At 67.7% G+C, this 15,074-nt stretch carries 14 protein-coding genes; 6 read left to right on the top strand and 8 right to left on the bottom strand.

The window, feature by feature from the left end; translation table 11 throughout:
- Window positions 1-730 precede the first annotated feature (730 nt).
- The 8 genes from KIP79_RS27940 to rpmH all read right to left on the bottom strand — a co-directional run bounded on the left by KIP79_RS27940 (window position 731) and on the right by rpmH (window position 6,101).
- Entirely contained in the window at window positions 731-1,702 is a 972-nt protein-coding gene (locus KIP79_RS27940) for a ParB/RepB/Spo0J family partition protein (RefSeq protein ID WP_214107904.1), read from the bottom strand.
- Between the two features lie 48 nt (window positions 1,703-1,750).
- Window positions 1,751-2,527, bottom strand: coding sequence for a ParA family protein (locus KIP79_RS27935; RefSeq protein WP_372453683.1), 777 nt, complete (start codon window positions 2,525-2,527; stop codon window positions 1,751-1,753).
- 326 nt (window positions 2,528-2,853) lie between these two features.
- Window positions 2,854-3,603: a 16S rRNA (guanine(527)-N(7))-methyltransferase RsmG gene (rsmG, locus tag KIP79_RS27930; RefSeq protein ID WP_250213941.1), complete on the bottom strand. Its 750-nt coding sequence runs from the start codon at window positions 3,601-3,603 to the stop codon at window positions 2,854-2,856.
- Window positions 3,604-3,750: 147 nt separating this feature from the next.
- Window positions 3,751-4,245, bottom strand: coding sequence for a Jag family protein (locus tag KIP79_RS27925; RefSeq protein ID WP_214107902.1), 495 nt, complete (start codon window positions 4,243-4,245; stop codon window positions 3,751-3,753).
- 51 nt (window positions 4,246-4,296) lie between these two features.
- Window positions 4,297-5,250 carry a membrane protein insertase YidC gene (gene yidC, locus KIP79_RS27920; protein WP_214107901.1) on the bottom strand — a complete coding sequence of 318 codons (954 nt, stop codon included), beginning with the start codon at window positions 5,248-5,250 and terminating at the stop codon, window positions 4,297-4,299.
- 4 nt (window positions 5,251-5,254) lie between these two features.
- Entirely contained in the window at window positions 5,255-5,554 is a 300-nt protein-coding gene (gene yidD, locus KIP79_RS27915; protein ID WP_214107900.1) for a membrane protein insertion efficiency factor YidD, read from the bottom strand.
- Window positions 5,551-5,907 carry a ribonuclease P protein component gene (gene rnpA / locus KIP79_RS27910; protein ID WP_214107899.1) on the bottom strand — a complete coding sequence of 119 codons (357 nt, stop codon included), beginning with the start codon at window positions 5,905-5,907 and terminating at the stop codon, window positions 5,551-5,553. Before rnpA ends, yidD begins: the two co-directional genes overlap by 4 nt.
- A 56-nt stretch (window positions 5,908-5,963) precedes the next feature.
- Window positions 5,964-6,101 (bottom strand): 50S ribosomal protein L34, encoded by a 138-nt coding sequence (gene rpmH, locus KIP79_RS27905; protein ID WP_214107898.1) that lies wholly within the window; start codon window positions 6,099-6,101, stop codon window positions 5,964-5,966.
- A 566-nt stretch (window positions 6,102-6,667) separates the two neighbouring features.
- On the opposite strand from rpmH, the gene dnaA reads away from it, so the two are divergent.
- From dnaA to gyrB, 6 genes are all read left to right on the top strand, one after another.
- Window positions 6,668-8,221: a chromosomal replication initiator protein DnaA gene (gene dnaA, locus KIP79_RS27900; protein ID WP_443611861.1), complete on the top strand. Its 1,554-nt coding sequence runs from the start codon at window positions 6,668-6,670 to the stop codon at window positions 8,219-8,221.
- A gap of 574 nt (window positions 8,222-8,795) precedes the next feature.
- Window positions 8,796-9,932, top strand: coding sequence for a DNA polymerase III subunit beta (gene dnaN, locus KIP79_RS27895; RefSeq protein ID WP_214107896.1), 1,137 nt, complete (start codon window positions 8,796-8,798; stop codon window positions 9,930-9,932).
- 44 nt (window positions 9,933-9,976) lie between these two features.
- Entirely contained in the window at window positions 9,977-10,972 is a 996-nt protein-coding gene (gene gnd, locus KIP79_RS27890; protein ID WP_256447497.1) for a phosphogluconate dehydrogenase (NAD(+)-dependent, decarboxylating), read from the top strand.
- An 85-nt stretch (window positions 10,973-11,057) separates the two neighbouring features.
- Entirely contained in the window at window positions 11,058-12,230 is a 1,173-nt protein-coding gene (gene recF, locus KIP79_RS27885) for a DNA replication/repair protein RecF (protein ID WP_214107894.1), read from the top strand.
- The gene (locus KIP79_RS27880) at window positions 12,220-12,747 is read left to right on the top strand and encodes a DciA family protein (protein ID WP_214107893.1); all 528 of its coding nucleotides are present in this window, start codon (window positions 12,220-12,222) and stop codon (window positions 12,745-12,747) included. Before recF ends, KIP79_RS27880 begins: the two co-directional genes overlap by 11 nt.
- A 355-nt stretch (window positions 12,748-13,102) precedes the next feature.
- On the top strand, window positions 13,103-15,046 hold the full coding sequence (gene gyrB / locus KIP79_RS27875) for a DNA topoisomerase (ATP-hydrolyzing) subunit B (protein WP_214107892.1): 1,944 nt from the start codon (window positions 13,103-13,105) through the stop codon (window positions 15,044-15,046).
- Window positions 15,047-15,074 lie beyond the last annotated feature (28 nt).

The raw sequence follows: 15,074 nt of genomic DNA, 5'->3' as shown, positions 1-15,074 counted from the left end.
GAGTCCCCCGGCAATCAATCTCTTCACGCGAGAGGCGGCGACCGCCCGGCAGGAGCTGGTTCAGCTGACGGTCATCGAGGGAGGGCGGGTGGGAGAGTCCGGGAATCATGCCCCCGTGTGGGTACGCGAGGGAACCTGGCTGGCGGCGGCACCGGGCGGGGGCAACCAGTGCTTGCCCCCGCTGGCGAGTGCCAGGGTGTTGGGTCTGCGGAGAGCATGGCTGGCGGATCTGATTTAGGTGGGGGAGAGCCACGGTTTCACGTGAAACATTGGGCTAGGTGGGGGAGGCGGGTTCGCAGGGAATCGCACGCTCGAAGAGCGCTATCCAGCGCCAGAGCTACCCGCCGCCAGAATCGAAGGGTTGACGAAGCGGGGCCGCGTCACTCATCACGCGCGGGAAAGCCCCCGCTTCCACACACCCCGCTTCCACACACCTGGTGCTACGCATGGCGAACCCACCCGGCTCATATGCACGCCCACACGCCAGGCCCACATACCAGGGTCATACGCACACGGGACCGCGTGCTCGAGATCGCACAGCCGAGATCGCACAGCCGGGGCCGCACAGCCGGGGCCTCATCAGCCTGGGTCGAAGGGGCCACGTGGACAGGGGCGGGTGTTAGGGAGGAGCACGGGTTCGTATGTGGCATCGGGTTCGGGAGGGGAGCGTCGTTGGGAAATGGAACAGCCCGGTCCAGATGGGCCGGGGCTGTTTCATGTGGAACGTTTGCTACTGATCCAGGTTGGTGCGTACCTGGTTGGCTGCGTCGGGAGCCATCGTGCCGATGATGCGTTCCAGGTCGTCGATCGTGGAGAACTCCACCACGATCCGGCCCTTCCGACGCCCTAAATCAACTTTGACGCGAGTCTCGAAATGATCCGAGAGACGGTCGGCCAGATGGCGGAGGGCGGGAGCGGTCGGCTGCTTGGCTCTGGGCTTCCGGGGAGCGGGGCCGGACTTGGCGTCGCCCAGGGAGACGATCTCCTCGACCGTCCGAACCGTCATCCCCTCGGCCACGATCCGCGCCGCCAGCCGCTCCTGCGCCACCGGATCCTCCAGCGGCAACAACGCCCGAGCATGCCCAGCCGTGATCGTCCCGGCCGCCAGCCGCACCTGAACATTGGGCGGCAGATTCAACAGACGCAGCGTGTTGGTGATGTGCGACCGCGACCGCCCAACCTTCTTCGCCAGCTGCTCGTGCGTCGCCCCGAAGTCATCCAGCAACTGCTGATAGGCAGCCGCCTCTTCCAGCGAGTTGAGCTGCTCCCGCTGCAGGTTCTCGATGAGCGCCTCGCGCAACATCTCGTCGTCCTGCGTGCTGCGCACGATGGCGGGAATCTGCTCCAGCCCGGCCAGCTGGGAGGCCCGCCATCGCCGCTCCCCCATGACGAGTTCGAAGGTGCCCGCCTCGGCCGCCCGGACCACGATCGGCTGGAGCAGGCCGACCTCGGTGATCGACGCGGCCAGCTCCTCCAGCCGGTCCTCATCGAACACCTCACGCGGCTGGCGCGGGTTGGGGACGATCGCGGTGACCGGGATCTCCTGGAAGTACGCCCCCGCCACCGGCTGAAGCCCGGTGTTCGGCAGGACCGGGGGAGATCCGGCCATCGGGCTGCCCGCGGCGACGACCGGGTCCACGATCGGCCCGGTGGGAATGAGGGCGCCCAGGCCCTTCCCGAGTCCCCGACGCTGTTGACTCAACGATGCTCCTTACCCGTACCGACCGCAGAACCCTGAAAGGCTACCGGCTCACGAGCCGGCAACCGCCGCACCGCGATACGCCATCTCGCGCGCCGCCTCCATGTACGCCATCGCCCCACTGGACCCGGGATCGTACGTCATGACCGACTGCCCATAACTGGGCGCCTCGGACACACGTACGCTCCGGGGGATGACCGCGTCGAGCACGGTGGGCCCGAAATGGGAGCGCACCTCCTCGGCCACCTGCGAGGCCAGGCGGGTGCGGCCGTCGTACATGGTGAGCAGGATGGTGGACACGTTCAGCGACTGGTTGAGGTGGGCCCGGACCAGTTCCACGTTCTGCAGCAGCTGGGTGAGGCCCTCCAGCGCGTAGTACTCGCACTGGATCGGGATGAGCACCTCCTGCGCGGCCGCCATCGCGTTCACCGTCAGCAGGCCGAGCGAGGGCGGGCAGTCCATCAGGATGTAGTCGAAGTTCATCTTCGACTCGAAGGCGGTGAACGCCCGCTTCAACCGGGTCTCCCGGCCGACCATCGGCACCAGTTCGATCTCCGCGCCGGCCAGGTCCAGGGTGGCCGGGGCGCAGTAGAGACCGGGCATGTCCGGAACCTCGGTCACGATCGACTCCAGGGCCAGGTCCTCCACCAGCACCTGGTAAATGGACGGCACGCCGGCCCGGTGCTCGGTGGCCAGCGCGGTGGACGCGTTGCCCTGCGGGTCCAGGTCGACCACCAGCACCCGCTGGCCGTGCATGGAGAGCGCGGCCGCCAGGTTGACGGCGCTGGTCGTCTTGCCGACGCCGCCTTTCTGGTTGGCAACCGTCATCACGCGGGTACGGGGCGGCCGTGGCCAGCCACCGTCACGTTGGGCGGAATATCCGACGGGCATGGCGGCTGCCGTCGCGGGCGTGGCTGTTTCACGTGAAACCACAGAACTCAGTGCCTCTCGAACCAGCGGGGAATCACCTGGGTTAAGCGGGGGCTGGGACACGACCGATGTCCTTTCTTCCGGAAGGCCGGACGGTGCGGGGACTTCCGGCAGTGCGGAGCGAGGCCAGCCGACCCCCGACGGCGGCCCCGATCGCGGTTTCGCGAGTTCTTCCGGCCATCCCAGGCCCGTCACCGCACCAGTCACCGCAGCGGGCACGACCGTCACCTCTTTCGTCGGCGACGTGCGCTCCCTCTCGCAATCCCATGCCGACTCCTGAGATCGCCATTCTTTCCAACCTCACGCCGACCGTTGAGATTGCCCTGAGGCCCGGCGACAACCCGGACGAGAGTTGCAGGTGGATCGACTTTACCGTGCCCGACCGTGACAAGCTCGGCCGTTCGCGCTCCGGACACCCGCAATTGAGACTCCGCTGCCGCCAGTTCCTCGGCTGCTCGCTCCCCCTTCATCGCGAGCAACATCCCGCCCTCCCGCAGCAGCGGCATCGACCAGGTCAACAACCGGTCCAGCGGCGCCACCGCCCGCGCCGTGGCCACGTCAAACAGGACCTTGCCCGCGAGTTCCTCGGCGCGCCCGCGGACCACCTCCACGTTGGTCAACCCCAGCGCCGCCACACACTCCTCAAGGAAAACCGTCCGGCGCAGCAGGGGTTCCAGCAGGGTCACTCGGATGTCCGGCCGTACGATGGCCAGCACGATGCCGGGTAGCCCGGCCCCGGAGCCGATGTCCACCAGGGAGACCTCCGCCGGGACCGCCTCGGCGATCACCGCGCAGTTCAGCAGGTGGCGGTCCCAGATCCGCGGCACCTCACGCGGCCCGAGCAAACCGCGGACCACCCCCGGCCCGGCCAGCAGGTCGGCGAAGGCCGCGGCCCGGTCCATGAGGGGACCAGGAAATACCGCGCGGGCCTCCTCGGGTGCGGGGGGAAGTTGTTCGCTCATGTCTCCGGTCATCTCTCGTAGCGTATCGGCCGGGTGGCGTCACCATCGGCCAGGCATGCGGGCGTGCACGGCCCGGGCGATTCCATCCGGGGCGTGGGGGGTGTACAAACAGGAAAGCCGCCGATCCCGATGGGAGATCGGCGGCTTCCGGCGGAAGGCTTACGCGGGGAGGATGACGACGAACCGGCGGGGTTCCTCGCCCTCGGACTCGCTGCGCAGCCCGGCGTTGGCGACCGCGTCGTGCACGATCTTCCGCTCGAACGGGGTCATCGGCTGGAGCGCCTTCGGCTCGCCGCTGGCCTTGACGTCCTCGGCCGCGGCCGAACCGATCTTGGTGAGCTCGGCGCGGCGGCGCTCACGGTAACCGGCGACGTCGAGCATCAGCCGGGAGCGCTCGCCGGTCTGCCGGTGCACGGCCAGCCGGGTCAGTTCCTGGAGCGCCTCCAGCACCTCGCCGCCGGGGCCCACCAGGTCGCCACCCTTGAGTCCGACGACCGACACCATCGCGCGGTCGCCCTCGACATCCATGTCGATGTCGCCGTCCAGGTCGGCGATGTCGAGTAGTCCCTCGACATAGTCGGCGGCGATCTCCCCCTCCTGTTCGAGAGCGGCGACATCGGGAGCCGCCTTGGCGGTCTCCTCAGCTTCGGTCACGTCCGAACTCCTTGTCTCTTCGAGAGTCTCCGCATCAGAGTCTCTCCAGCGTCACGACTTCTTGCTGCCGGTCCGCTTGCTGCGGGACTGGCGGGTCGGCTGCTGTCGGACGATCTTAGGCTCCGGGGGCGCCTCCGGCTCGGGCGCCGTCGCCTTCGACTTGCGGAACCGGGACAGCAGCCCGGGATGGGGCTGCACCGGGATCAGGTTCCCCTTGGCGTCGAACTGCGGCATCGGGTTACGGCTGTAGAACCAGTGCTGCTGGCCGAGGGTCCACAGGTTGGTGGTCACCCAGTACAGGATCAGGCCGAGCGGGAAGTTGAGGGAGAAGACGGCGAACAGCGGCGAGATGTACATCAGGATCTTCTGCTGCTGCGCCATCGGGTTGTCCGGCATCTGGGCCATCGAGCGGGTGACGCTCTGCCGGACGGTGAGGAAGGTGGTGAGCGAGCTGATCGCCACGAAGATCACCAGAACGATCTTCGCCATCACCGGGTCGGCGCCATATTTCGCGATGTCGGCCCCGCTGGTGAAGAAGGTCGCGGGGAGCGGCGCGCCGAAGATGTGCGCGGCCCGGGCGCTGTCCACCAGTTCCGGGGTCATGCCGAACTTGTCGTGCTGTCCGTGGGCGATCGCGTTCAGCACGGTGAACATCGAGATGAAGATCGGGAACTGGGCGAGAATCGGCAGACAGCCGCCCAGCGGGTTGGCGCCGGCTTCCTGGTAGACGCGCATGACCTCCTGGTTCATGCGCTGCTTGTCGTTCTTGTAGCGCTTCCGCAGATCCTGGATCTTGGGCGCGAGTTCCTGCATCTTCTTCGACGAGCGCATCTGCTTCAGGAAGAGCGGGAAGATCAGGATTCGCATCAGCACGGTCAGCGTGATGATGGTCAACGCCCAGTTCAGACCGCTTGCCGGGTTGATGAAGGTGCTGTAGCCCGTGTGGATCCAGGTGATCACTTGAGCGATGGCCGTGTACAGCCAGTTCAGCCAGGACAGCTCCACGGAGCTAGCTCCCTTGCTTGTTGTGGGATCGAGGGGGCACGGGATCGAACCCGCCGGGGTGGAAGGGATGACATCGGCCGATACGCCTGATGGTCAACCACGTTCCGCGCAACGCCCCGTGAACGGCGATCGCCTCGAGACCGTACGCGCTGCAAGAAGGATAGAAACGGCATCGCGGACCGAGCAGAGGGCTGATGAAGGCCCGGTAGAACCTGATCGGCGCCAGCAGAATCCGGGCAGCAAGCGTCACCGGCCCGGGCAGCGTGGTGCCCGGGACCGCCGGTGAGGGCTGCTCGGCAGTCATGACCGTCCATCCCGCGGCCGCCGGAGAAGTCGTTCGAGCGCGACATCGAGATCGGCGGCCAGGCTCTCGCTGTGCGCGGACGCGGCCGGAGGATTGGCGCGTACTACCAGCAGGCTACCTCTCGGAAGGAGGTGCACACGTGCCCGCATCAGGTGTCTGAGGCGCCGCTTGACCCGGTTTCTGATAACCGCCTTGCCGACGGCCTTGCCGACCACGAACCCGACGAGCGGCGGAGCGTCCTGATCGCCGACGCGCAAATGGGCGACCAAGGAAGACCGACCGGCACGGCGGCCACGACGGATCGCCTCGGCGAACTCGTCACCCCGCCGCATGCGGAAAGCGGACGACAGCACCGGCTACTACCTCAGGGTGGCCCGCCGCCCGGCCAGGCGGCGGGCGGACAGCTGCGTCAGACGGTCAGCTCGGCGCGGCCCTTGCGGCGGCGGGCGGCCAGGATGGCGCGGCCGGCCCGGGTCCGCATGCGCAGACGGAAGCCGTGGACCTTCGCGCGACGGCGGTTGTTCGGCTGGTACGTACGCTTGCTCACGAGTGGGCTCCAGGCTTCAAGGACACCCGGGGCGGATCCACGGGCGCACTGCTCTAGCAAAGTTTACGGCTCACCCACCGCAGGGCATGCGAAATAGCCGTCACGGGATAAGCCGACCGCCACACGTTACGGGTGATCGGCCGTCAGGTCAAACCGGACCGGCCGTGTCGAGCCGGAAAAAAGTTATCCCCAGGCTGGTGACCTGGTTATCCACTGGGGGTTCCGTTATCCACATCCTGTGGTCGTGACTACCACTAGGCTGTGGACAACGTCTTGAACGCTGGTCGGGCGCACCGCTACTGTCAGGCGTCCAGACCTGCCCTCCCCTTCCCAAGGGTTGTGCACATCCTGTGCACATCTTGTGGATTCCCTGTGGATCATTGTGTGGATCGCTGTGTCGCAGGCAGCGGGGACCGGCGTACCGGGAGGACTCCGGCCGGGACGGGTGTGGACAACGGATCGCGGCGAGCGAGCGGGGGCCGCGTAGGGAGGAGGGCCGAGCCGTGGACGGCGTCGACCTCAACGCGGTTTGGGCCCGCGCACTGGCCACCCTCCTGGAGGAGGGCCTGTCGGGGCAGCAGCGTGCCTTCCTGCAGATGACCCAGCCCTCCGGACTGATCAACGACACCATCCTGCTGGCCGCCCCCAACGACTTCGCCAAAGAGGTCCTGGAGGTACGGCTCCGCCCGCTGATCGCGCACGCGCTCTCCCAGGAGTTCGGCCGCCCGGTCCGGATCGCGGTGATGGTGGACTCCACCAACACACAGGGCCAGGGGCAGCAGCCGGAGAGTTATCCACAGACCGGTGGGCAGAACTTCCCCAGGCCGCCCGGATATCCCCAGGGTGGGGAGAACGCGTTTCCCCAGGGACAGCCCGCTTTTGGGCCGCCGTTCCGGCCCGAAGGGGCAGCGGGGGGCGGCGATTATCAACAGGGTCATCCACAGGGGCAGCCCAGTTTTCCCCAGGCTGCGGAAAACCCTCAGTCCTATACACAGGAGTCACCGCCGCCCGCCGCTCAGGACCCGGCGTCCGCTCCGCCGACCAACCGGTGGGAGGCCCGCGGGAGCCGTACCAGCGGGGAGCCGGCCCGGCTGAACGCCAAGTACACCTTCGAGACCTTCGTCATCGGGGCCAGCAACCGGTTCGCGCACGCGGCCGCGGTGGCCGTGGCGGAGGCTCCGGCCAAGGCGTACAACCCGTTGTTCATCTACGGGGACTCCGGGCTGGGGAAGACGCACCTGCTGCACGCCATCGGCCACTACGCGCAGAGCCTGTACGACGGCGCCCGGGTCAGGTACGTGAGCTCGGAGGAGTTCACCAACGACTTCATCAACTCGATCCGGGACCACAAGGCCGACGGCTTCCGGGCCAGGTACCGCGCGGTGGACATCCTGCTGGTGGACGACATCCAGTTCCTGGAGGGCAAGGAGCAGACGCAGGAGGAGTTTTTCCACACCTTCAACACCCTGCACAACTCCTCCAAGCAGATCGTCATCTCCAGCGACCGGGCGCCCAAGCAACTGGTCACCCTGGAGGACCGGCTCCGCAACCGCTTCGAGTGGGGGTTGATCACCGACGTGCAACCGCCCGAGCTGGAGACCCGGATCGCGATTCTGCGGAAGAAGGCCATCCAGGAGGGCCTGGCCGCGCCGCCCGACGTGCTGGAATACATCGCCAGCCGGATCGCCACCAACATCAGGGAACTGGAAGGCGCGCTGATCCGGGTCACCGCGTTCGCCAGCCTCAACCGCCAGTCGGTGGACATCCAGCTGACCGAGATCGTGCTCAAGGACCTGATCAGCGAGGACTCCACCTCGGAGATCACCATCGCGCTGATCATGTCCACCACCGCCGAGTACTTCGGCGTCTCCCTGGAGGACCTGTGCGGCGGCTCGCGGTCGCGGGCGCTGGTGACCGCCAGGCAGATCGCCATGTACCTGGCCAGAGAGCTCACCGATCTGTCGCTGCCCAAGATCGGCCAGCAGTTCGGCGGCCGCGACCACACCACCGTGATGCACTCCGAGCGGAAGATCCGCTCGCTGATGGCCGAACGCCGTTCGATGTACAACCAGGTGAACGAACTCACCACCCGGATCAAGCAGCGGGCCCGCAACGCTTGATGCACAGGCTGTGGATATCTCTGTGGATCACCGACATCCGGTGCCGCTGAGCCGCTGACCTCACCCTCGAAGATCATCCCTTCCTCGTCGCCTGCGCGCTCCCTGTGGATAAGTCTGTGCACAGCTTGTGGATAACTTGGGGATAACCTGTGGGGTTTCTGTGGACCCTATGTGTACAGGGGAAAAAACACCCACCGACTTGGTGGTTTCTTCCGTGGATAACCAGTGGATAACTCGTGGATAACCGGTGGACAACGGGTGGGTTTCCTGTGGACGGCCTGTGGGTAAAGCTTCCTTCTCCACAGGCCGGTCTCCGTCATCCACCGGTCACCCACAGCCACTGTGGACGACCGCAGCGTCACTGAGCTGCGACAACAGGGGTTATCCACATATCCACAGCCCCTATGAAGATGACGTTCTGATCTATCAAGAGAGAACTCAAGAGCCATAACAGGGCTCTCGAGGTGCCGAAGTGCGGGAGAGTTGACACCTGACCCAAAGCGGCGAGGATGAGCGTTCGCCACTTCGCTGTGTTCCCAGAAGAGCTGGGAACCAACCCAGGAGGCTGATTGACGTGATGTTCCGGGTCGACCGAGACGTGCTAGCCGAGGCGGTCGCCTGGACGGCACGCAGCCTGCCCGCCCGGCCCTCCGTGCCCGTACTGGCGGGCATGCGGCTGGAAGTGACCGAGGACCAGCAGCTGAAGCTGTCCGGCTTCGACTACGAGGTCTCCGCCGAGGTGACCCTCGACCTGCAGACCGGCGAGGCCGGCGTGGTGCTGGTCTCCGGCAAGCTGCTCGCCGAGATCACCCGCGCGCTTCCCGCACAGCCTGTGGATTTCGTGGTGGAAGGCGCGAAGGCGGTCGTCACCTGTGGCAGCGCCCGGTTCACCTTGCTGACCATGCCGGTGGAGGACTACCCCTCGCTGCCGGCCATGCCGCCCGCCGCCGGTCGGGTGGGCAGCGACGTGTTCGCCTCGGCTGTCGCGCAGGTCGCGGTGGCCGCTGGCAAGGACGACACGCTGCCGATGCTCACCGGGGTCCGGATGGAGATCGAGGGCGACACGGTCACCCTGGCCGCCACCGACCGGTACCGGCTGGCCGTACGCGAGCTGAAGTGGCAGCCCAACCAGCCGGACTTCCAGGCGATCGCCATGATTCCCGGGCGGACCCTGGCGGACACCGCCAAATCCCTGATCACCGGCGCTGAGGTCGAGATCGCCCTCACCTCGGCGGGCGGCACCGGCGAAGGCATGATCGGCTTCTCCAGCTCCGGCCGCCGCACCACCACCCGCCTGCTCGACCCCGAGTTCCCCAAGTACCGCTCCCTGCTGCCCACCGAGTTCTCCGCCCACGCCGACCTGCCCACCGGCGCCTTCGTCGAGGCCGTCAAGCGCGTGGCCCTGGTGGCCGAGCGCAACACCCCGGTACGGCTGGCCTTCCGCGGCGCCGAGGTCGTCCTCGAGGCGGGCAGCGGCGACGAGGCCCAGGCGGTGGAGGTCCTCCCCGTCGAGTTCGAGGGCGACGACATCAACATCGCCTTCAACCACCAGTTCCTGCTGGAGGGTCTCGGCGCGATCGACTCCGACGTGGCGCGCCTGAACTTCACCACGTCCACCAAGCCGGCCATCCTCACCGGTGGAAAACCTGTGGAAGACGGCATGATCTCCGACTACCGCTACTTGATCATGCCCATCCGGCTGTCGCAGTGAGGCGGTGACCGGGCCGCCTCGGCGGGGCGAATTCGGCCAATCGTATGATCTTCCCTCGCGTTGGGTACACGGTGAATGCTGAGGGGGTGGCTCATATGCAGATAGGCATGATCGGCCTGGGGAAAATGGGCGGGAACATGGCCGAGCGGCTTCGCCGGGGTGGCCATGACGTGGTCGGATATGACCGCGATCCCCGGGTCAGCGATGTCGGAAGCCTGAAGGAGCTGGTCGAGCGGCTGGCGGCGCCTCGTGCGGTCTGGGTCATGGTCCCGGCCGGGGAACCCACCCGCGCGACCATCGCCCAGCTCGGTGAACTGCTCGCGCCTGGTGACATCGTCATCGACGGCGGCAATTCACACTATGTGGACGACCAGAAGCACGGGGCTGAGCTGGCCGCCAAGGGCATCGGGTTCGTGGATGTCGGCGTCAGCGGCGGCGTGTGGGGCCTGGAGAACGGATACGCGCTGATGGCGGGCGGTCCCGCCGAGGACGTCCAGCGCCTGCGGCCGATCTTCGACACCCTCAAGCCGGAGGGTGTGGACGGCTTCGTCCACGCCGGCAAGATCGGCGCGGGCCACTTCGCGAAGATGGTCCACAACGGCATCGAGTACGGCATGATGCAGGCCTTCGCCGAGGGCTGGGAGCTCCTGGAGGCCACCGACGTGGTCACCGACGTCGCGGGCGCGTTCCGCAGCTGGCGCCACGGCACGGTGATCCGCTCCTGGCTGCTCGACCTGCTGGTCCGCGCCCTCGAGCAGGACCCAGAACTGGCGGACCTGCGCGGCTACGCCGAGGACTCCGGCGAGGGCCGCTGGACGGTCCAGGCGGCGGTGGACCACGCCGTCCCGCTCCCGGTGATCACCGCCGCGCTCTACGCCAGGTTCGCCTCCCGCCAGGAGGACTCCCCGGCCATGAAGATGGTCGCGGCCCTGCGCAACCAGTTCGGCGGCCACGCGGTCAACGCCGCCCCCGGCCAGGTCGAGAAGGGCGCGGACGCCCCCGGCGCCGACGTCACGCCCCCCGTGGAGGCCGGCGGCTGACCCGCCCTCGAAAACGGGCTCGAAAACTGTCCACAGCCTGTGGACAGCGGCCCATGATGTCGGTGGGGACCGCTAGCGTTGCGGCATGCACGTCGCCCATCTCTCGCTCACCGACTTCCGGTCCTACTCCGGGGTGGAGCTCGCGCTCGACCCCGGCGTGACCGCGTTCGTCGGCCCGAACGGGCAGGGCAAGACCAACCTGGTCGAAGCGCTCGGCTATGTGGCGACGCAGTCCAGTCACCGGGTGGCCACCGACGCCCCCCTGGTCCGCCACGGCGCGACCCGGGCCGTGATCCGCTCGGTGATCATCAAGGACGATCGCCGCGCTCTGATCGAACTCGAACTCAACCCGGGCAAGGCCAACCGCGCCCGGATCAACCGCGCCGCGGTCTCGCGCGCCCGCGACGCGCTCGGCCTGCTCAGAACCGTGCTGTTCGCGCCGGAGGACCTGGCGCTGGCCAAGGGCGACCCCGCCGAGCGCCGCCGCTTCATGGACGATCTCCTGGTCGCCCGCCACCCCCGCTTCGCCGCCGTCCGGGCCGACTACGACCGCGTCCTGAAGCAACGCAACGCCCTCCTGCGTACGGGCCTGCCCGCCCGCTCAGGAAAGCGCCGTAGCGCCCGCAGACAGGACGACGAGGCCGCCTTCGCCGAAGCGGGCGCCGGGGACGTCCTGAGCACTCTGGAGGTCTGGGACGCCCATCTGGTGCGGCACGGCGCCGAGCTCCTGGCCGCCCGCCTCGAACTCGTCGACGCCCTCCGCCCCCTGGTCGCCAAGGCGTACGCCGACCTCGCCCCGGCCTCCGGCGCGGCCGAACTCGAGTACGCCGGGTTGTCCACAGGCGGCACGACCGACCGGGAAGAACTCGCCGAGCACCTGAGATCGGCGCTGGCCGAGGTGCGCAGGGCGGAACTGGAACGCGGTGTGACTCTGGTCGGCCCCCACCGCGACGACCTGCTGCTCCGCCTGGGTGAGCTTCCTGCGAGGGGCTACGCCAGCCACGGCGAGTCCTGGTCCTTCGCGCTGGCCCTCCGCCTGGCCGCCTACGACCTGCTCCGCGCCGACGGCGGCGACCCCGTGCTCATCCTGGACGACGTCTTCGCCGAGCTGGACACCCAGCGCCGCCGGCGGTTGGCCGAGCTGGTCGCCACCGCCGAACAGGTCCTGATCACCGCGGCGGTGCCCGCGGACGTGCCCCCCGAGCTCACCGGCGCCCGATTCGAGGTCGCCGAAGGGAGCGTGACCCGTGCCAGCTGATCCGCCACCGGCCGGCGACCAGTCCTCGCAAGGCTCGGCCGCCAGAGGTGCTGCCCTCGCCAGAGAGAAGCTCGCCCAGGCCAAGGCCGACGCGCTGCGCCGCGGCCAACTGCCGCGCACCGAGCCGCGGCGACGCCGACAGGGGCAGCAGCGGGACTCCGCCGACCCGCAGCCGTTCGGCCGGGCCATCCGCGACCTGCTCGCCGCCCGGGGCTGGGAGCAGTCGGTCGCGGTGGGCGGGGTGTTCGGGCGGTGGCGGGAGATCGTCGGCCCCGAGCTGGCCGCGCACACCCGGCCGGAGCACTTCGAGGACGGCGAGGTGCTGATCGCCGCCGACTCCACCGCCTGGGCCACCCAGGTGCGGATGCTGGCAACGTCGCTGGTCAGGCGGCTGAACGAGGAGCTCGGCGACGGGACCGTGCGCCGGGTCCGGGTGCACGGGCCCAACGCCGGGCCCCGTCCGGGTGGCGGTCTTCGGGTTCACGGGAGTAAAGGGCCCGGTGACACGTATGGTTAGAGGTGCCGGTCGAGCACTGACGCGGGGCCGTACACAACCGAAACCAGCCTGTGGAAAACGTCACACCGGCCCGAAATCGTCCCTGAGGCGAGAACCCCCGTTCCCGCGGGGTTCACATTCAAAGCAAGATCATCGCATTAGGGACCATCACAGCCCCCGTCAATGCCACCTGAGGTCCGGAAGACCGGTAGAATGAAAGCGGACTTAAGGACACGTCCGTTTGCGTGTCACCCCGGCCTCACGCGCCGACTCCCCTGGGTGAGCGCATCGGGGCACTCACGACGGTGACGGGCACGGCAGGACAGCCATCCTCGGATGTCTCCTGCCGCGTGTCCGCGGCAGGAGGATTTCACAGTTGTCCTACGACGCAAGCTCTATCACCGTTCTCGAGGGCCTGGAGGCGGTTCGCAAGCGGCCGGGCATGTACATCGGTTCCACCGGCGAACGCGGCCTTCACCACCTTGTCTACGAGGTTGTGGACAACTCGGTCGACGAGGCCCTGGCGGGTGTCTGCGACACCATCGAGGTGACGCTTCTCGCCGACAACGGCATCCGGGTGGTCGACAACGGCCGCGGCATCCCGGTCGCCATCCACCCGGTCGAGAACAAGCCGACCCTGGAGATCGTGCTCACCGTGCTGCACGCCGGCGGCAAGTTCGACGGCAAGTCGTACGCGGTGTCCGGCGGTCTGCACGGTGTGGGCATCTCGGTGGTGAACGCGCTGTCCAGCCGCCTGGAGGCGGAGATCAAGCGGGACGGGCACTACTGGCGCCAGGCCTACGTCAACTCCAAGCCGGTCACCGAGGTGATCAAGGGCGAGCCGACCGAGGAAACCGGCACCACGATCACCTTCTGGGCCGACGAGGCCATCTTCGAGACCACCACCTGGAACTTCGAGACGCTCTCTCGCCGCTTTCAGGAGATGGCCTTCCTCAACAAGGGCCTCGCGATCATCATCAGGGACGAGCGCCCCGACCACATCGAGGACGAACCGGTCGAGGTGCGCTACCAGTACGAGGGCGGCCTGTCCGACTTCGTGGCGCACCTGAACTCCAAGAAGGAGGCCGTGCACAACTCGATCATCGACTTCGAGGAGCACGGCGACGGCATCTCCGCCGAGATCGCGATGCAGTGGAACGGCTCCTACACCGAGTCCGTGTACACCTTCGCCAACACCATCAACACCGTCGAGGGCGGCACCCACGAGGAGGGCTTCCGCGCCGCGTTGACCACCATCGTCAACCGGTACGCGCGCGAGCAGAAGATCCTCAAAGAGGGCAAGGACGACAACCTCACCGGCGACGACGTGCGCGAGGGCCTGACCGCGATCATCTCCGTCAAGCTGGCCGAGCCCCAGTTCGAGGGGCAGACCAAGGCCAAGCTGGGCAACACCGAGGCCAAGTCGTTCGTGCAGAAGGCCTGCAACGATCACCTGCGCGACTGGTTCGAGCGGAACCCCGGCGAGGCCAAGGAGATCATCAACAAGTCCCTCCAGGCCTCCCGGGCCCGGATCGCCGCCCGCCAGGCGCGCGACCTGACCCGCCGCAAGTCGCTGCTGGAGAGCGGCAGCGGGCTGCCCGGCAAGCTGGCCGACTGCCAGTGGAGCGAGCCGGAGAAGTGCGAGCTGTTCATCGTCGAGGGCAACTCGGCCGGCGGCTCGGCCAAGGGCGGGCGCGACTCGCGGTTCCAGGCCATCCTGCCGATCCGCGGCAAGATCCTGAACGTGGAGAAGGCGCGGATCGACAAGGTGCTCAAGAACACCGAGGTCCAGTCGCTGATCACCGCGCTCGGCACCGGCGTGCACGACGAGTTCGACATCTCCAAGCTGCGCTACCACAAGCTGATCCTGATGGCCGACGCCGACGTCGACGGCCAGCACATCACCACGCTGCTGATGACGCTGCTCTTCCGTTTCATGCGCCCGCTGATCGAGGCAGGTCACGTGTACCTGTCGCAGCCTCCGCTGTACAAGATCAAGTGGGACCGGAAGGGGGAGGACGCCTCCTACGCGTACTCCGATCGCGAGCGGGACGCCGTCATCCAGGCCGGCATCGATGCGGGCAAGCCGGACCCCCGGCCGAGGGACAACGTCCAGCGCTTCAAGGGTCTCGGCGAGATGAACGCCAACCAGCTGTGGGAGACCACCATGAACCCCGACACCCGGCTGCTGCTCCAGGTCACCCTGGACGACGCGGCCCAGGCCGACGAGATGTTCAGCGTGCTGATGGGCGAGGAGGTCGCACCGCGCCGGGAGTTCATCATCCGCAACGCGCGCGACGTGCGATTCCTGGACGTGTGACCCGGCCGGCCGTACCAAGCTGAAAAGG

This window comes from Acrocarpospora catenulata (genome assembly GCF_018476525.1).
GTDB classification, from domain to species: domain Bacteria; phylum Actinomycetota; class Actinomycetes; order Streptosporangiales; family Streptosporangiaceae; genus Acrocarpospora; species Acrocarpospora catenulata.
The sequence above is the reverse complement of the archived record's forward strand: the minus strand, read 5'-3'. Positions and strand labels throughout refer to the sequence as shown.